This is a genomic window from Pseudomonas sp. I3-I5 (genome assembly GCF_022699445.1).
Classification (GTDB): Bacteria; Pseudomonadota; Gammaproteobacteria; order Pseudomonadales; family Pseudomonadaceae; genus Aquipseudomonas; species Aquipseudomonas fulva.
The window spans coordinates 2,172,315-2,191,265 of the sequence record NZ_CP093940.1; the positions used below are offsets into that span (position 1 = coordinate 2,172,315).

General features: G+C 65.6%; 8 protein-coding genes (1 of these 8 cut by a window edge). 6 read left to right on the plus strand and 2 right to left on the minus strand.

What is annotated here, in order from left to right; all coding sequences use genetic code 11:
* The 3 genes from MOP87_RS09800 to MOP87_RS09810 form a co-directional block, all read left to right on the plus strand.
* Window positions 1-11,007, plus strand: partial view of a non-ribosomal peptide synthetase gene (locus MOP87_RS09800; RefSeq protein WP_242810468.1) — the 3' portion only. 312 nt of this gene lie to the left of the window's left edge; only the last 11,007 of its 11,319 coding nucleotides appear in the window; its start codon lies beyond the left edge, outside the window; it ends in the stop codon at window positions 11,005-11,007.
* A gap of 83 nt (window positions 11,008-11,090) precedes the next feature.
* Window positions 11,091-12,248, plus strand: a complete 1,158-nt coding sequence (macA, locus tag MOP87_RS09805) for a macrolide transporter subunit MacA (protein WP_242810469.1) — start codon at window positions 11,091-11,093, stop codon at window positions 12,246-12,248.
* Window positions 12,249-12,250: 2 nt separating this feature from the next.
* Complete coding sequence (locus MOP87_RS09810; RefSeq protein WP_242810470.1) at window positions 12,251-14,254, plus strand: MacB family efflux pump subunit; 2,004 nt, start codon at window positions 12,251-12,253, stop codon at window positions 14,252-14,254.
* Between the two features lie 28 nt (window positions 14,255-14,282).
* On the opposite strand, the gene MOP87_RS09815 is transcribed toward MOP87_RS09810, so the two are convergent.
* On the minus strand, window positions 14,283-14,900 hold the full coding sequence (locus MOP87_RS09815; protein ID WP_242810542.1) for a LuxR C-terminal-related transcriptional regulator: 618 nt from the start codon (window positions 14,898-14,900) through the stop codon (window positions 14,283-14,285).
* Window positions 14,901-15,118: 218 nt separating this feature from the next.
* On the opposite strand from MOP87_RS09815, the gene hisN reads away from it, so the two are divergent.
* Both hisN and MOP87_RS09825 read left to right on the plus strand, forming a co-directional pair.
* Window positions 15,119-15,910 (plus strand): histidinol-phosphatase, encoded by a 792-nt coding sequence (gene hisN, locus MOP87_RS09820; RefSeq protein ID WP_242810471.1) that lies wholly within the window; start codon window positions 15,119-15,121, stop codon window positions 15,908-15,910.
* A 113-nt stretch (window positions 15,911-16,023) separates the two neighbouring features.
* Entirely contained in the window at window positions 16,024-16,755 is a 732-nt protein-coding gene (locus MOP87_RS09825; RefSeq protein ID WP_028687501.1) for a hypothetical protein, read from the plus strand.
* On the opposite strand, the gene MOP87_RS09830 is transcribed toward MOP87_RS09825, so the two are convergent.
* On the minus strand, window positions 16,706-17,650 hold the full coding sequence (locus MOP87_RS09830; protein ID WP_242810543.1) for an alpha/beta fold hydrolase: 945 nt from the start codon (window positions 17,648-17,650) through the stop codon (window positions 16,706-16,708). The two genes, MOP87_RS09825 and MOP87_RS09830, sit on opposite strands and share 50 nt — an antisense overlap.
* A gap of 223 nt (window positions 17,651-17,873) precedes the next feature.
* Here MOP87_RS09830 and MOP87_RS09835 point away from each other — a divergent pair, with 223 nt between their 5' ends.
* Complete coding sequence (locus MOP87_RS09835) at window positions 17,874-18,947, plus strand: metal-dependent hydrolase (RefSeq protein ID WP_145280074.1); 1,074 nt, start codon at window positions 17,874-17,876, stop codon at window positions 18,945-18,947.
* The last annotated feature ends 4 nt before the right edge of the window (window positions 18,948-18,951 follow it).

Here is an 18,951-nt window from a genome sequence, read left to right on the forward strand (position 1 = left end):
GGGGCGCCCAACGTGCAGGACATCTACCCGTTGGCGCCCCTGCAGCAGGGCATGCTGTTCCACCATGCCCGCGCCGAAGGCCACGACCCGTATGTGATGCAAGCGCGCTTCGCCTTTGCCAGCCAAGCACGTTTCGACGCCTTCGCGCAGGCGCTGCGCGGCGTCATCGCCCGCCATGACATCCTGCGCACGTCGGTACACTGGGAAGGCTTGGCCCAACCTCTGCAGGTGGTCTGGCGGCACGCTGAGCTCGCGGTGCTGACGCTGGCGGACCCGGCGACCGACCGGGACTGGATCGACTTGACCCAGGCACCCCTGATTCGCCTGCTGCGCGAGCCCGCTCAGGCAGATGGCACGTTACACGCCACCTTGCAGTTCCATCACATCGCCCTGGACCACAGTGCACTGGACGTGGTCCGGCAGGAGCTGATCGCCTTTCTGACCGGCAACGGCGCGCAGCTCGGGGCCGCGGTACCGTTTCGTGACTACGTGGCTCAAGCCGTGCTTGGGGTCAGCGAGGCCGAGCACGAAGCCTTCTTCCGCGACATGCTGGGCGACATCGACGAGCCGACCCTGGCCTACGGGCTTGCCCAGGTACAGGGTGGCGACTCGGTGCATGAGGAGCATCAACTCGACTTGCCGCTGGCGCTGTGTCAGGGTTTGCGCAGCCATGCACGCACCCTGGGGGTAAGCGTTGCCAGCCTGTTCCACCTGGCCTGGGGGCGCGTGCTGGGCGGGCTGACCGGGCGCGATCAGGTCGTGTTCGGCACGGTGCTGATGGGGCGCCTGCTCGGCGCGCAAGGCACCGACCGGGCCCTGGGCATCTTCATCAACACCTTGCCATTGCGGGTGGACCTGGCGGCGGCGAACCTTGAAGGCGCTATCCATGTGACCCACAAGCGCCTGACCGCCTTGATGCGCCATGAACACGCGCCACTGGCCCTGGCCCAACGGTGCAGTGGCGTGGCCGCACCTGCGCCGCTGTTCAACAGCCTGCTCAATTACCGGCACAGCGCTGTCGGCCCGGCTGAGCCGCGCCGGGTAGCGTTGGCCGGCATCGACATCATCGACTCGGTAGAAGCCACCAACTACCCGCTGACCTTGAGTATCGACGACCTGGGTGAGGGGTTGCGCCTGACCTTGCTTGCCGACGCCCAGGTACCGGCGCAACGTGTCTGCGCCTATCTACGGCAGACCCTGGAGAGCCTGTTGCACGCGCCGCAGGCGGCGGTACTCGACCTGCCCATGTTGCCTGTCGCCGAGCGTCAATGGCTGCTGGACACCTTCAATGCCTCCCACGCCGATTATGACGAGCAGCATACGCTGCACCAGCGTATCGAGCAGCGCGCCCAGCATAGCCCTGATGAGGTGGCGGCGACCTTTGGCGAACGGCAGTTGAGCTACGGCCAACTCAACCGCCAGGCCAATGCCCTGGCGCATCACCTGATCGCCCTGGGGGTGCAACCGGATGACCGCGTGGCGGTGCTTGCCCGGCGCGGCCTGGAAACGCTGGTGGGCTTGCTGGCAGTGCTCAAGGCAGGCGCAGGCTATGTGCCTGTCGATGCTGCCCACCCGGACGAGCGGGTGCGCTACCTGCTCGAAGACAGCGCCCCGGTGGCGCTGCTGACCCAACGGGCGCTGCTGCCACGGGTCGGTCATAGCGCACGGCCGGTGCTGCTGCTGGACCAGCCCGACTGGCCGGCCCGGGACGACGATCCTGTCGTCAAAACCCTCACCCCTCGGCACCTGGCCTATGTGATCTACACCTCGGGCTCGACCGGTGAGCCCAAAGGGGTAATGGTCGAGCACCTGACGGTGAACAACCTGGTCGACTGGCATTGCCGCGCTTTCGGCCTGGCCCCGGGCCGGCATACCTCAAGCCTTGCCGGGTTCGGCTTCGATGCAATGGCCTGGGAGATCTGGCCGGCACTGTGCGCCGGCGCAACCGTGCACCTGGCCCCGACGAGCGGCGCCAGTGATGACCTGGACGCCATGCTCGCCTGGTGGCAGGCGCAGCCGCTGGATGTGAGCTTTTTGCCCACGCCTGTGGCCGAATATGCCTTCAATCATCACCTGGAACATCCCACGCTGCGCACCCTGCTGATTGGCGGTGACCGCTTGCGCCAGTTCAACCGAACTCAACGCTTTACCGTGGTGAACAACTATGGCCCCACCGAAACCACGGTCGTGGCAAGCTCCGGCGCCGTGCACGCCGGCTGCGCCTTGCACATCGGCAAACCGGTGGACAACGCCCGGTTGTACGTGCTCGATGCGCGCCTGCAACCGGTGCCGCTGGGCGTACCTGGCGAGCTATACATCGGGGGTGCCGGGGTTGCCCGTGGTTACCTGAACCGCCCGCAACTGACGGCAGAGCGCTTCGTGCAAGACCCGTTCGCGACCTCGGCCAGTGCCCGCATGTACCGCTCGGGCGATCTGGTGCGCTGGCTTGCCGACGGCTCGCTGGAGTACCTGGGTCGCAACGATGACCAGGTCAAGATCCGCGGCTTGCGCATCGAACCCGGTGAGATCGAGAGCCGCCTGGCGGCCTTGGCAGGTATCGACGAAGCAGTGGTCATCGCTCGCGAAGATCAGCCGGGGCACCCGCGCTTGGTGGCTTATTACACGGTCAGGCCCGACGTGGCCCCGCTCGAACCTGAAGGCCTGCGCGCCCAATTGCAGGCCCACCTGCCCGAGTACATGGTGCCGGTAGCCTTCGTCGCCTTGCCAGCGCTGCCCCTGACCGCCAACGGTAAGCTCGACCGCCGCGCACTGCCGGCACCGGAGCGCACAGCGCTCTTCGAGGTGGGTTTCGAAGCGCCGGTGGGTGAACTCGAACAGGCCCTGGCCCAACTGTGGGCCGAGTTGCTGCACGTGGAGCGGGTCGGGCGGCATGATGATTTCTTCCGCCTGGGTGGGCATTCATTGTTGGCCATGCGCATGGTGTCCCAAGTGCGCGTACGCCTGGGGGCTGAACTGAGCCTGGCAGCATTGTTTGCCGCGGCACAATTGACCAGCGTGGCAAGGCACCTGGAGCAGGCTGGGCGCAGCGAGGTGCCGCCTATCGTGGCCGCAGCGCCAGGGCAGGCCTTGCCCATGTCCTTCGCCCAGCAGCGCCTGTGGTTCCTGGCCCAGCTGGAGGGTGGCAGCCAGGCCTACAACGTCCCCCTGGCCCTTGGCCTGCGCGGTGAGTTGGATGTCGATGCGCTGGAAGCAGCCCTGCTGCGCCTGCTGGAACGCCACCCGGTGCTGCGCAGCCAGTTCAAGGCCGTGGCTGACAGCGCCGAAGTGGTCATTTGCCCAGTGCCGCAGACAGGCTGGTTGCAACGCGAAGCAGTGACGCCCGCCGCGTTGCCCGCCCGGCTTCAGGCGCTTGCCCGAATCCCCTTCGACTTGGCCTGCGGGCCCCTGGTGCAGGCGCATGTGCTGCGCTTGGACGAGCAGCATCACGTACTGGCCATGACCGTGCACCATATCGTGGCCGATGGCTGGTCCCTGGGCGTGATGACCCACGAGTTGAACCTGCTCTATGCCGCATTGCGTGAGGGCCGGGAGGACCCGCTGCCCGCACTGGCCCTGCAGTACACCGATTACGCCGTGTGGCAGCGTCGATGGCTGACGGGTGAACGCCTGCAACAGCAGCTCGATTACTGGCACCAGACGCTGGAGGGCGCGCCGACGCTGATCAACCTGCCCACCGACCGGCAACGCCCGAAGCGGCAGGACCTGGCCGGTGCCAGCGTGCCGGTGCACCTGTCGCCGCGTCTCTCGGCGGCACTGCGCACCTTGGCCCATCAGCACGGTGCGACGGTGTACATGACGGTGCTGGCCGCATGGTCAGCACTGCTGGCGCGCCTGTCCGGCCAGTCCGAAGTGGTGGTCGGCTGCCCGGTCGCAGGACGAGGGCGTGCCGAACTCGAACCCTTGGTCGGGCTGTTCGTCAATACGCTGGCCCTGCGCATCGACCCAAGCGCAGCACCGACCGCGCACGCCTTGATAGGCCAGGTACGCGACCGGGTTCTGCAGGCCCAGGCCCACCAGGACGTGCCGTTCGAACACGTGGTGGAAGTGCTGCGCCCTGCGCGCAGCCTGAGCCATACGCCCGTGTTCCAGGTCAGCTTGAACTGGCAGGCGACCGAGGGTGCCGCGCTGACGCTGGCAGGTTTGCAACTGGAGGCCGTCAACCAAGCCAGCGCTGTGGCCAAGTTCGACCTGACCTTGAACCTTGGGGAACAGGGCGACTGCCTGATTGGCAGCCTGGACTACGCCACTGCGCTGTTCGATGAGGCGACGGTGCGCCGCCACCTGGGTTACTTCGAGCGGCTGCTCCGGGCGATGACGGCCAATGACCAGCAACCGTTGGCCCAGGTAGACCTGTTGGACGCGTCCGAGCGTGATCATCTGCTGTATGCGCTTAACCAGACACACACTGCCTGTCCCCGCGCGTGCAGCGTGACGCATCTGTTCGAGCGACGCGCGGCCGAGCATCCCGCCGCCATCGCCGCGGTGCATGGCGAGCACGTCCTGGGTTATGGCGAGCTCAACCGGCAGGCCAACCGCCTGGCACGCTACCTGATTGCCCAAGGCGTCAAGCCCGCTGCGCAGGTGGCGCTGCTGTTGCCGCGCTCCTTCTCCTTGCTGGTGGCCCAGTTGGCCGTGCTCAAGTGTGCGGCCAGCTATGTGCCGCTTGACCTGCATGCACCTGCCGAGCGCCAGGCGTTCATGGTGCAGGACTGCCAGGCCAGCCTCGTGCTGACAGTGGCCACGGTCAATGCACCCCTGGGCCCACGTCGCATCGACCTGGATACCTTGCAGCTTGCACACGGGTCTGGTGATGACCTGGGCCTGGCACCGGCCGCCGACAGCACTGCCTACGTGATGTACACCTCCGGCACGACCGGTCAGCCAAAGGGCGTGTGCGTCCCGCACCGTGGCATCGTGCGCCTGGTGGTGGACAACGGCTATGTCGAACTGGGCTCCAATGACCGCCTGGGCCTCGCCTCCAACCCGGCGTTCGATGCCAGCACCTTCGAGGTCTGGGGCGCGTTGCTCAACGGCGGCCAGGTGCATGTGATCGACCACGCCACGCTGGTCGACCCTGAGCGTTTCGCCTGCGCGCTGCAGGACCAGGCCATCACGGTGCTGTTCCTGACCACCGCGCTGTTCAACCAGTACGTACAGCTGGTGCCCCAGGCCCTGGCCGGGCTGCGGGTGCTGATCAGCGGCGGGGAGCGGGCCGAGCCGGCTGCGTTCCGCGCGCTCCTGGCCCAAGCACCTGGCCTGCGCCTGATCAATGGCTATGGCCCTACCGAGACCACCACCTTTGCCGTGACCTGCGAAGTTCAGGCCCTGGCGCCGGATGCAAACCAGGTCCCCATTGGCCGCCCCATCGGCAATACCCAGGTGTATGTGCTGGATGCGTGGCAGCGCCCGGTGCCACAGGGCGTGGTCGGTGAATTGTATGTCGGCGGTGACGGTGTGGCCCTGGGTTATCTGAATCGGCCCGACCTGACCGAACAGCGCTTTGTCCAAGACCTGTTCGGCCAGCAGGCGGGGGCGCGTCTTTATCGCACGGGCGACCTGGTGCGCTGGAATGCCGACGGCCAGCTCGAATGCCTGGGGCGTAACGATGATCAGGTGAAAATCCGCGGTTTCCGTATCGAGCCTGGCGAAATCGAGCAAGTGCTGGCTCAGGCACCCGGCATCGGCGAGGTGCTGGTGATGGCCATGGAGCAGGCCCACGGGCCTCACCGATTGGTCGCCTGGTACACACGCCGTAGCGAGGACCTTGATGGCACGGGTCTTCGCGATTACCTGCGCGCCCGACTACCCGATTACATGGTGCCTTCGGCGTTTGTGCCCCTGGTGCGGATGCCGCTGAACAACAACGGCAAGATCGATCGTATGGCGCTGCCGGCCCCGGGGCTGCAGGATCTGTCGACAGTGGTGTTCGAGGCCCCTCGGGCTGGGCTTGAGGCTGACCTGGCGCGTATCTGGGCCGATCTGCTTGGGCTCAACACCATCGGCCGGCAGGACCGTTTCTTCGAGCAGGGCGGGCACTCCTTGCTGGCCATGCGCATGCTGGCCCAGGTACGCGAACAGATGGGCTGCGAACTGGCGTTGGCCGACCTGTTCGCCGACGACTGCCTGGCTGCAGTGGCGGCCACCTTGCAAGCCAGCGTGCAGGCCTTGCCGGCCCTGGAACCGATGCCGCGTGAAGGGCGCCTGCCGCTTTCCCTGGCCCAGCAGCGCCTGTGGTTCCTGACCCAGATGGCTGAAGCCAGTGCTGCCTATCACATTCCGGTGGCGCTGCACCTGGAAGGGCGCCTGCACCGTCAGGCGCTAGAGCGCAGCCTGCGTGCGCTGGTGGCCCGTCATGAAAGCCTGCGCAGCCGATTCCATGAGCATGACGGTGAACCGTATGTGGCGCTGGCAACCGATACAGAGGCGTTCACCGTGCAGTGGCACCGGGCCTGCGGGCTGGATTCGCCTGGTCTGCAAGCATGGGCCCGTGCCGAGGCCGCGCGGCCCTTTGCTCTGGACCAGGACCTGCCGATACGCGCTCACGTGCTGGACCTCGGTGATGACCGCCACGCGCTGCTACTGGTCGTTCACCACCTGGTGGCGGATGGCTGGTCCCTGGGCATTCTGATCGGCGAGCTCGCGGCGCTCTACCAGGCTTTCGCTACGCACGCCCCCAACCCGCTGCCCGCGCTCAGGGTGCAGTACCTCGATTATGCCCAGTGGCAGCAGCGCTGGCTCAACGGTTCGGCGCTGGATGCCCAAGCCGACTACTGGCGCAAGCAGCTCCACGGCTCGCCCGCGCTGCTCAGCCTGCCATGGGACCGGCCTCGTCCGGAGCGCCAGCAATACGCGGGCGACAGCGTCCAGGTCCAGCTCGACCTGCCGTCCAGTGAAGCCCTCAAAGCCGTGTGCACGCGCCATGGCGTCACGCCTTTCATGCTGTTCACGGCAGCGTGGGCAGCGCTGCTCGCTCGCCTGTCCGGGCAGCAGGATGTGGTCATCGGCTCGCCGGTCGCCAATCGACGGCAGAGCCAGGTCCAGGGGATGGTGGGCATGTTCGTCAATGCCCTGGCCTTGCGCCTGGACCTGTCGGGCCGCCCGCCGGTATCTGCGTTGCTGGCGCAGGCCAAGGCCGTGGTGCTGGAGGCCCAGGCCCATCAGGATGTTCCGTTCGAACAGGTGGTGGAGCTATTGCGCCCGCGGCGAAGCCTTGGGCATACGCCGCTGTATCAGGCAACGCTGGACTGGGACGCCAACGCCGGGCATCGGGCCCCTGCGTTTGCAGACTTGCATGTCAGCGCCATGGCTGCCGAGGCCGAAGTGGCCAAGTTCGATTTGAGCTTGAGCATGGGTGAGCGGGCCGGCTGCTTTGCCGGTGGCATCGTGTATGCCACCGCGCTGTTCGACCGCGCCACAATCGAACGCTTCGCCGGTTACCTGCAGCGCGTCCTGCAAGCCTTTGCGACCAGCGACCAGGCCATCGTCGCGGACATCGACCTGCTGGCTGGCGAAGAACGCGAGCGGGTGCTGCACGCCTTCAATGCGACCGGCACCGACCATGACCTTATCTGTACCCTGCACGCGCTGGTCGAGGCCCAGGCGCAGCGCACCCCGCAGGCCGTCGCCGTCAGCGCCGAGGAGGGCGAACTGACCTTCGAGCAGCTCAACGCCCAGGCCAACCGCCTGGCTCATCACCTCATCGCGCTGGGCGTGACGCCCGATGATCGCGTGGCGATCTGCGTTGAACGCAGTTTGTCGATGATGGTGGGGCTGCTCGGAATCCTGAAGGCGGGCGGCGCGTATGTGCCGGTCGATCCGGACTACCCGGCAGAGCGTATTCGCCACATGCTCACCGACAGCGACCCGGTGGCGGTGCTGGTGCACGCGGCGACCCGGCATGTGCCCGAGCACGGCGTCGTGATCGATCTGGACGCGCCGTTGAGCCTGGAACTGCCTGCCACCAACCCGGAGGTGCCGGGGCTCACCCCGCAGCACCTGGCGTACGTCATCTATACCTCAGGCTCGACCGGCTTGCCCAAGGGCGTGATGAACGAGCATGCCGGCGTGGTCAATCGTCTGCTGTGGATGCAGGACGCCTATGCGCTGGGTGCTGACGACGTTGTACTGCAGAAGACCCCGTTCAGCTTCGACGTTTCGGTCTGGGAGCTGCTGTGGCCATTGCAGACCGGTGCGAAACTGGTCATGGCCCGGCCCGGCGGGCACCGCGACCCGCAGTACCTGCAACACGCTATTGAGGCTGAAGGCGTCAGCACGCTGCACTTTGTGCCATCGATGCTGGACGTGTTCCTCTCGGCCTTGGAATCAGGCTGGTCCGCGCCTTCGCTCAAGCGTGTGGTGTGCAGCGGCGAAGCACTGCCGGGCAGCCTCGTGCGCCGCTTCCACCAGCAGCTGCCGGGCGTTGAGTTGCACAACCTCTACGGCCCGACCGAAGCCGCCGTGGATGTGAGTGCCTGGCACTGCGTGAGCGCACCCGACAACACCCCAATCGGCAAGCCCATCGCCAACACCACCCTGTACGTGCTGGACGATCAAGGCCAGCCGGTACCGCAGGGCGTGGCCGGCGAGCTGTACATCGGTGGCGTGCAGGTCGCCCGCGGTTACCTGAACCGGCCCGAACTGACCGCCGAGCGCTTCCTCGATGACCCGTTCGGTCAGCGCCCAGGCGGGCGGCTGTACCGCACGGGCGACCTGGCGCGGCACCTGCCGGACGGCAACCTTGAATACCTGGGGCGTAACGACGATCAGGTCAAGCTTCATGGCCTGCGTATCGAGCTGGGTGAAATTCAGGCGGCGATGACGGCCGTGGACACCGTCAAGGAAGCGGTCGTGCTCGCCTGCGACCAGCACCTGGTAGCGTACTACACGGGCCAGCGTCTCATCCCCGAGGCGCTGCGGGCCGTCTTGATGGCGCGCTTGCCAGCGTTCATGGTTCCGTCGCACTTCATCCACCTGGCCGCGCTTCCGCTCGGCCCTAACGGCAAGCTTGACCGCAAGGCGTTGCCAGCGCCCGAGGTGCAGCAGCGCCCGTTCGAAGCCCCTTGCGGGGACGTCGAGCAGCTTGTCGCGAGCCTTTGGTGCGAGTTGCTCGACGTCGATGAGGTGGGCCGCCATGACAACTTCTTCGAGTTGGGCGGTCACTCGCTGGCGGCCATTCGCCTGGTGGACCGCCTGCGCAAGGCCGGGGTACCCGTTGCGCTCACTGACGTCTTCCAGCGTCCGAGCGTGGCGTTGCTGGCCAAGCAGGTGGATAGGCAAGCGCCAGCGGTAGCGACCGTGATCACTGTCCGGCCGGGTTCTGCCCAGGCGCCGCTGTTCCTTGTGCATGAATTTTCCGGGCTGGACTTCTACTTCCCTGTGCTTGCCCACCAAGTGGGAGGCGACTTTGCCATCTACGGCCTGCCGGGATTACCCAGCGATGCCCCACAGCCACGCACGCTGGAATGTCTGGCGCGCTACCAGATCACGCAGATGCGCACCGTGCAACCCGACGGGCCCTACCGTCTGGCCGGGTGGTCATTCGGCGGTGTGCTGGCCATGGAAATGGCCAATCAACTGCGCGGCGTTGACGAGCAGGTGGCATTCATCGGTTTGATCGACACCTACGCACCGCGCTTGGCCGACCAAGGCAAGGCACGCTGGGAGGGCCCGTATGCCTTGGAGCGGCAGTTGCTGCTCAACTGCACGGCGTACTGGCAAACCAAGGGCGAGGCAGGCCGCGCCAAGCGGGCGCTGCTCGCGCGCCTGGAGCAGGACCAGGCCGACTTTGCGACCTTGCTGGCAAGCTGCCGTGAGCACGAGGTGCTCTACGGCCTGTGGGCCAGCATGACGGACGCCGACCTGCGGCATTATTTCTGCCGAGAGCTTGCCCATGGCCATGCCCTGGCTCATTACCGCCCAGCGCCGGTGGATGTGCCGGTGCACCTGCTCTGCGCCGCGCAGGCTGACGAGGCGCCTGAGGGCCTTGGCTGGCGCACGGCGTTGCCGACCCAGGTGCTGGTGACGCACACCGTTCCGGGGGATCACCGCAGCTTGATGCAAGCGCCCCATGTGACGACCGTTGGCCAGGTGCTGACGCAGGCGCTGGCGTGTGCTGCTGCCCCGGCTGTACCACCTCCCTTGGCCCCCGTGGCTATTCAGACCGGCGCTGCCGGGCACACGCCCGTGTTCTGCGTAGCCGGTGCCGGCGACAGTGTGACCAGCTTCATCGGCCTGGCCGAGGCGTTGGGCCCGCAGTGGCCCGTGCAAGGCTTGCAGGCCCGAGGCCTGGATGGCCTGTCGCTGCCGCACACCTGCGTCGAGGCTGCGGCGGCCTGGCATGTGCAGGCTATCGAAGCGGTCTATCCCGAGGGCCCGCTGAACCTGGTGGGGCATTCGTTCGGAGGCTGGGTGGCCCATGCCATGGCCGCGCGCTTGCAGGCCAAAGGGCGTCAAGTGCGCTCCTTGACGTTGATCGACAGCGAGGGCCCAGGCCCAGGGAGCACCTGCGGCCAGCCCCATACCTTCAGCCAGACGCTGCTGCGCCTGATCGAAGCGCTGGAAATGTCCTCCGGCAAACCCCTTGGTCTGGACCGGGTAGCGTTTGCACAAGCCAGCGACGACCAGCAACAGCAGCAACTGCACACGGCCATGGTGCGGGCAGGGCTGATGCCCGCCAGGTCCAGTGCGCGTGCGCTCGACGGCACGGTGCGCACTTTCGGTGCTGCGCTGCGCACGCCTTACCATCCAGAGCTGCCGTACACCGGCCCGGCAGGGCTGGTGCTGGTGGACGACCCGGGGCTGGACGCCGAAGGCAACGCTGCCGAGCACCGTCTCATGCAGCAGCGCTGGCAACAGTTGCTGCCTGGGCTGAAGGTATGGAAGGCGCCCGGCGATCATTTCAGCATCCTCAAGGTGCCCCATGTGTTCAGCCTGGCAGCGTGGTGGCATGACGGTCAGGCGCTTGCGCAGGCCCAGGTCGTTCAATAGCCGGTTACCTGGCGGCCGGTGGGCGAGCCCGCCGCTGCCAGGTGTCGGTGCAGTCTTGTCAAACAAAGGAATTACGCGTGTCCATGGACAAAACCAAACTGCGCAAATGGGGCATCGGGCTGGGCATTGCCGTGGTAGCGGGCATTGGCCTGTATGCGGTCCAGGCCCCGGCCAAGGCACCGCAGTACATCACCGCCCAGGTCGAGCGTGCCGACATCGAGAATGCGGTACTGGCCACCGGCGTGCTCGAAGGGATCAAACAGGTGGATGTGGGCGCCCAGGTTTCCGGTCAGCTGAAATCGCTCAAGGTGAAGCTGGGCGACAAGGTCACCGAAGGCCAGTGGCTGGCCGAGATAGACCCGCTGGTGCTGCGCAACACCCTGCGCCAAGCGGAGGTGGACGAGCAGAAACTGCAGGCCCAACGGCGCTCGACCCTGGCCCAGCTCAAGCAGGCCAAAGGGGTCTATGAACGCTATCGAGAACTGCAAATCGATGCCTCGGTCTCGCGTCAGGAATATGAAAAGGCCGAGGCCGACTATCAGGTCCAGCAGGCTGCCGTGGGCTCGCTCGATGCGCAGATCCGCAGCGCTCAGGTGGAAATTGACACGGCCCGGGTCAACCTGGGCTATACCCGCATCAACGCGCCGATCACAGGCCACGTGGTGGGCATCGTTACCCAGGAAGGGCAGACGGTGATCGCCAACCAGCTGGCCCCGGTGCTGCTCAAGCTGGCCAACCTGGACACCATGACCGTCAAGGCGCAGGTCTCGGAAGCGGATGTGATTCACATCACGCCGGGCCAGGCGGTGTATTTCACCATCCTGGGGGAAGACAAACGCTACTACGCCAAGCTGCGCGGCACCGAGCCTGCCCCACAGCACTACGCCCAGAGCAGCGACAAGGCAGAGGGCGGGGCCGGCAAGCCAACTGGCGCGGTGTTCTACAACGCCCTGTTCGAGGTGCCCAACCCGGACCACCGCCTGCGCATCGCCATGACTGCGCAAGTGCACATCGTGCTCGATACCGCGCAAAAGGTTCTGACCGTGCCGGTGGCGGCACTGGGTGGGCGCGAGGCGGACGGCCGCTTCGCCGTGCGGGTGCTCGACGACAAGGGCTTCGCCGAGCAGCGCAAGGTGATGGTGGGGATCAACAATAACGTTCGGGTACAGATCGAGCAGGGCCTCGACGAAGGTGACCGGGTGGTGATTGGCGAGCCGATTACCGGCGATTCGGGAGCCTGAGCATGAACATGAACGTGCAACCCACCGCCCCCCTGTGCCAGGCAACGGGGCAGGGCGAACCCTTGCTTTGCCTGGAGGGCATTACCCGCAGCTTCCAGGCCGGCGAGCGGGCCTTTCTCGCGCTCAAGGGCATCGACCTGCAGATTCACCGTGGTGAACTGGTCGCTATCATCGGCGCATCGGGCTCTGGCAAGTCCACGCTGATGAACATCCTGGGGTGCCTGGACAATGCCAGCACTGGCAGTTACAAGGTCGATGGCCAGCAAACCCGGGACCTTGACGTCGATGCCCTGGCCGCCCTGCGTCGCGATCACTTCGGGTTCATTTTCCAGCGCTACCACCTGCTGCCGCACCTGGACGCCCTGCACAACGTCGAGATCCCTGCCGTGTACGCCGGCATGGACCTGCAATGGCGCCATGAACGCGCCCAGACGCTGCTGAGCCGGCTTGGGCTTGGCGAGCACTTGCACCACCGTCCCAGCCAGCTGTCGGGAGGCCAGCAGCAACGGGTGAGCATATGCCGGGCATTGATCAATGGAGGGCAGGTGATCCTGGCGGACGAACCCACAGGCGCGCTGGACAGCGCCAGCGGCAAGGAGGTCATGAAGATTCTGCTGGAGCTGCACGCCTCGGGTCACACCGTGATCCTCGTCACCCATGACCCGCACGTGGCCGCGCACGCCGAGCGCATCATCGAAGTCAGCGACGGCCAGATCGTCAGCGATCGGCGCAAGGTTACTGACACGGTGCCTGCACGGGCCGTGGCGCCGACGCCGGCACGCAAGCGGGGACATCGCCTGTTGGCAAGCCTGGGCATGTTCCGCGAGGCGTTCAAGATGGCCTGGCTGGCCTTGGTGTCACACCGCATGCGCACCTTGCTGACCATGCTCGGGATCATCATCGGTATCACTTCGGTGGTGTCGATTTCAGCCATCGGCGAAGGGGCCAAGGGGTACGTACTCAAGGACATCCAGGCCATCGGCAGCAACACCATCGATGTGTATTCGGGGAGCAACTTCGGCGACAGCCGGGCCAGGAACATTGAAACGTTGGTGCCGGCGGATGTGGCGGCGCTCAACGCCTTGTACTACGTCGACAGCGCAACCCCTGTGATCGGCCAGGGCACGCTGGTGCGCTATCGCAACCTGGACGTGGATGTGCAGCTCAATGGCGTCAGCGAGCACTACTTTCAGGTGCGCAACATCCCACTGGCAGCGGGCATCGTGTTCAGCGCCGATGATGCGCGGCGCCAGGCCCAGGTCGTGGTCATCGACCATAACACCCGCGAGCGCCTGTTCGGCCCGACCACCGACCCCCTTGGGCAGGTGATCCTGGTCGGTAATCTGCCCTGTACCGTGATCGGTGTGACGGCGCGCAACAAGAACCTGTTCGTGGCCAGCAACCAGCTGAACATCTGGGTGCCGTACGAGACGGCTGCCGGACGGGTGCTGGGACAGCGTCACCTGGACAGCATCAGCGTGCGGATCAAGGACGGGGTGCCCAGCAAGCGGGTCGAGGAGGAGGTCAGCCGTGTACTGCTGCAGCGCCACGGCAGCAAGGACTTCTTCACCAACAACCTGGACAGCATCATGCAGACCGTACAGAAGACCAGTCGATCCCTGACCTTGCTGCTATCGCTGATCGCGGTGATCTCGCTGGTGGTGGGCGGCATAGGGGTGATGAACATCATGCTGGTGTCGGTGACCGAACGTACCCGTGAAATCGGCATACGCATGGCCGTTGGTGCCCGTCAGGCCGACATCCGCCAGCAGTTTCTGGTGGAAGCGGTCATGGTCTGCCTGTTGGGCGGGGTCGTGGGCGTGGGGTTGTCCTACGCGGTGGGCTACCTGTTCGAGCTGTTCGTCAAGCAATGGGAAATGGTGTTCTCCCCAGCCTCGATCGTGATGGCGTTCGCCTGCTCGACCTTGATCGGTGTGGTGTTCGGCTTCGTGCCGGCGCGCAATGCGGCTCGCCTGGACCCCATCGAAGCACTGGCACGGGACTGAACCACCTGCGATGCCGGTCGACCGATGCCTAGGCGTGCATCCAGCGCATCAGCGAATGCCGCCCGCCGATGCCCAGCTTGATCACGGCCCGGCGCAGGTAACTTTCGACGGTGTTCACGCGCAGGCCAAGCCGGTCGGCCTGCTCGGGGGCCGTTTGACCGGCCAGCAACCCTAGGCAGACCTGGCGCTCGCGTTCGGAAAGCTTGAGGCCTGTTTGGGCCAGGCGTTCGACGAACCGCTGCTCCAGGCTGTCGTGGCTGTTGCGCGGCACGGTGGGTTGCAGGGCACGCAGGTGTTTCTCCAGCATCGGCAGCACCAGGGGCGTGATGGCTTCGAGCCTATTGCGCTCCAGGGGGGAGAAGCCATAGGTGGTGTCGGCGCGCAGTACGCGAATCTCGACCCGCGCGTCACTGGCGCGGATACGGTGCAGGCGCGAAGGGTCATCCGAGGCGGTGGCCGTGGGTTGATCGCACGAGAACACGGTTTCGTCGAGCACGGTGGTTTCGCTAGGTGAGCGTGGCAGCTGGCGGATCTGCGTGGCGTCGATGCACAGGTGAGCCTGAATCAGGTCATGCAGCAGGCGGGAAAACTGGCGGCTGCCGGTGCTGGCAATGATCTTGCCGATCTGCGGATAGATGGAATTGATGCTCATCGAATCGTCCTTGAGGCCAGGGCACAAGCCCGGCTGTAGTGCAAGCCCTCATCCTGGGCCTGCATCGGTGCGTGAGGGGTATGCTAGTACAACGAGCGAGCCTTGGCTAAATCCAGCCTGGATGATGCCATATTGATATCTCCTACGGACGCCATGCCGATCAGCGGGTTTGCTATCATGCCGCCTCCCTGACTAGCACAAGGCCCATTTTCATGCCCCTGAGCGCTGAACAGATTGCCGAGTTCCGTGGATTTGCCGAGCAGTTGGCCGATGCTGCGAGCGCTGCCATCACGCCTTACTTTCGTGCAAGCCTGGAGGTCGAGGACAAAGGCGGCCGGTTGTACGACCCGGTGACCGTGGCCGACAAGGCGGCCGAGGACGCGATGCGCGAGCGGATCCAGGCGCGCTACCCAGACCATGGCATCCTTGGTGAAGAGGCGGGCGTGGCCGTGGGCAGCAGCCCGTTGACTTGGGTGCTCGACCCGATCGACGGCACCCGCGCCTTCATCACCGGCCTGCCGTTGTGGGGCACGTTGATCGCGCTCAACGACGGTGCCCGGCCGGTGGTGGGGGTGATGAACCAACCTTTTACCGGCGAACGGTTCATCGGCACGCCCGAAGGTGCCTGGTCGGGCACGCGAGCGCTAAAGACCCGCGCCTGCAAAGCGCTGGCAGGGGCCACATTGATGTGCACCACCCCTGACATGTTCGATACGCCTGCGCGCAAGGCTGCGTTCGAGCACGTGGCCAGCCAGGCACGGCTGATGCGCTACGGTGGGGATTGCTACGCCTATTGCATGCTGGCCTCGGGCTTTGTGGATGTCATCGTCGAAGCCAGCTTGCAGCCCTATGACGTGCAGGCACTCATGCCCATCATCGAGGGCGCGGGCGGTGTGATCACGGCCTGGGACGGCAGCAGCGCTCAGCAAGGCGGCTGCGTGGTGGCCTGCGGTGATCCGGACCTGCATGCCCAGGTCGTTGAGCTGCTGCGCGGCGCGATGTAGTTCAGGTAGCTACACCTGCTGGCGCATGCCGCACTTTTTTGGCTTTCGGGGCTCTATGCTAGGCCCAGGCTGCCGCGATCCCCGCGGCGGCCGCCGAAAACGAACCGGTGCCGATGGTAGTGTGCAGTTGCTCCACGATAGTTCGCCTGCTGTTGGCAGGCATCTTGGCCAGCCTGTGCGCCTGCACTCAGCAGCAGGGGCGCGACATCGTCAACCAGCTGGGCGAAGGCAAGCCCAGCGAGCTGTTCCAGACCAGTGTGGATCGCCTGGCGACCTTGTCGATGCGCGACAACCTGCAAAGCCTCTACCTGCTGATGAACAAGCTGTACCTGCGCAATCCCAACCAGTTGCAACGCTCGGGCTACCTGGACGCGGCCACGGCCGAGCGCCAGATCCGCCTGGCCATCGAACAGCGCCAACCCCTGGCGCAACTGGGCAATCGCCGCGACCTGGCTGCCTTGAGCTATGCCTTGAGCCCGGAATTTCGCGGTGATCGTGTGGGTGCGTTCATCTACGCCATCGGCAGTATGCTGATCACCGCCCACGGCGGACGCACCGCGTTCTACATGACCGACACCCTCGACCCGTTGTTCATCAACAACGCCGCGCGCAACATCGAGAAAGCCACCTGGATGCTGAGCCAGCGGCAGGACGCCAACGGTGTGCTGTTGCTGTTCTCCAACGAGATTTCGGAGGAGGGCAGCAACCTGAGTTTTGCCGTGGAATTTGGCAAGGTGGTGGCCCGCCTGGACTTGCTGGCCGAGCTGCTCGACGAGCGCTACCGCCGTATCGGCCTCAATTATGCGCAAAGCCTGCTGTTGATGAATTTCCTGCCGGTACAGTGACCTGCCGCGCCTGGAACAGGGCCTGTATCGCCTTGCGATAACGCTGCCCGGCCAGGCTCATGCTGTTGTTGTGTGTCGCACCTGGCACCAGCAACAGCGTCTTGGGTTCGCGCGCGGCCTCGAACAGCTGCTGGCTGAAACGCGAGGGCACGTAGCGGTCGTCCAGGCCATGGACCAGCAGCACCGGCAGGTCGATATCGCCAATTTTGCCCAGTGAATCGAACTTCTGCGACAGCAGCCAGCGCACCGGCAGCGATGTATTGGCGACCACGCCTGCCACATCGCCCAACGAGGTGAACGTGGACTCCAGGATCAGCCCTCGCGCCGGGGCAGGGGTGCGCGTGTCTCGGACTTCACGGGTGAGCGTGCGCGCCAGGTCGACCGCTACGGCGCCCCCCAGGGAGTGCCCGTAGATCAGACGTTTGCTCGCATCAGGTTGCAGTTGGGCGAAACGCTCCCAAGCCACGCGAGCGTCCTCGTACACGGTGGCTTCGGAAGGCAAGTCCCCTCGGCTGCGGCCAAAGCCGCGGTAGTCCACCGCCAGCACCGCATAGCCCATGGCGTGCAGCTGTTCGATGCGAAACAGCTGGCCGGTAAGGTTCCAGCGCACACCGTGCAGGTAAAGGATGGCCGGGGCATCGGCGCGTCTTGCCGGCCACCACCAGGCATGCAGGCTCTGGTTATCGGCGAAAGTGCGCGGGCGCAGGTCCAGCTCCTGGACACCGCCGGGCAGGCCATGAAACCAACTGGCCTGGCCTGGCTCGATGCGAAATACCAGCTCGCGTTCCTTGTGCTGCAAGACCGAGCAGCCGGCCGGCAGGGCGAGCACCAAGGCGGCGGCGCACAGCCAGGTGAACCAGCGACGGCGTAGGGCGCAGAGCAACCGGGTAGACATACGGATGTTGGGGATCTCGGAAAGGGTCAAGGCGCGGGAAAGTACAAGCAACGTGGCGTAGTTCTATCAAATGCTGCAGCTCAGATGTAAGAAATATTACCAGCCGGCGGACCAGCTTTTTTGCAAGCTGTTTCCAGCGCGGGCCTGCGCACCGTCCGCCGATTGCGCAAGCGCCCCGCAAGCAGGTAGCGTGGCCCAACACCCTCCTGACGAAGGCTTTGATTTGGACTCGATAACCCAAGCTGTTCTTGGCGCTGCGTTGCAAGGCACACTGTTGGGGCGCATTCAGGGCCGTAGGGCCCTGGTCTACGGCGCTGCGTTGGCCACACTGCCGGACTTGGACGTGATCATCCGTTATGCCGACCCGGTCTCGCAGATGACCTACCACCGCGGCTTTTCCCATTCAGTGTTCGTGCTGACCGCGCTGGCAGCGCTTCTGGCGTGGCTGGTGAACAGGACCTGGACGGACAAAGGCTACACGCTGCCCCGGTTGTTCCTGACATTCTGGCTGGTGTTGGTGACCCACCCCGTGCTCGACGCGTTCACCGTGTACGGCACCCAGTTGCTGTGGCCCTTGCACGTGACCCCGCAAAGCTGGGCGGCCGTGTTCATCATCGATCCGGTGTATACCGTGCCGCTGCTGGTGGCGGTGGCGTACGCCGCCGTGCGCGGCACCCACGCCCGGGCGGTACGGTTCATGGCCGTTGCGCTGGGCTTGAGCACCGCTTACCTGGGCTTAGGCCTGGCCAGCCGTACCCTGGCCGAACACCGTTTCCAGGCCGCGCTCGATGCCAAGGGCGTGACCGTGAACGAGGTACGGGCAGTGCCCATGGCGTTCAACAGTCTGGTCTGGCGGGTATTGGCCAAGGCGCCGGACGGCGTCTATTACGAAGGGGTCAGTAGCCTGTTGGACCGCGAGTCGCCGGAGATGCTGCGCCTGAACCGCAACCTGCCTCTGGCCCAGGTGCTGGCAAACGATCCGCTGCACCAGCGGCTGCGCTGGTTCACCGACGACTGGCTGCGCTACGACCAGGTCGGCGACCGGCTGGTGGTGACCGACCTGCGCATGGGTACGCCGGGCAACTACACGTTCCGCTTCGACATGGCCCGGCAGGGCGAGCAGGGCCGCTGGCAGGTGCAGCAACCGGCCGTGCACACAGCCAGCGGCCCGCGCGACCTGTTCGACGGGCAGGCGCTGGGGTTGATCTGGCGCCGCATCGTCTTCCAGCAGCCCCCGCTACCCTTGGCCGCCTGGACCGCGCGCATTGCAGCGCCTGGGCAAGGGCAGGGGGAGTAGCGCC

Coding starts and splice junctions, on each gene's coding strand:
- MOP87_RS09830 (WP_242810543.1), bottom strand. CDS start 17,650: ATGTCTACCCGGTTGCTCTGCGCCCTACGCCGTCGCTGGTTCACCTGG.
- MOP87_RS09825 (WP_028687501.1), top strand. CDS start 16,024: ATGGTAGTGTGCAGTTGCTCCACGATAGTTCGCCTGCTGTTGGCAGGC.
- MOP87_RS09810 (WP_242810470.1), top strand. CDS start 12,251: ATGAACATGAACGTGCAACCCACCGCCCCCCTGTGCCAGGCAACGGGG.
- macA (WP_242810469.1), top strand. CDS start 11,091: ATGGACAAAACCAAACTGCGCAAATGGGGCATCGGGCTGGGCATTGCC.
- hisN (WP_242810471.1), top strand. CDS start 15,119: ATGCCCCTGAGCGCTGAACAGATTGCCGAGTTCCGTGGATTTGCCGAG.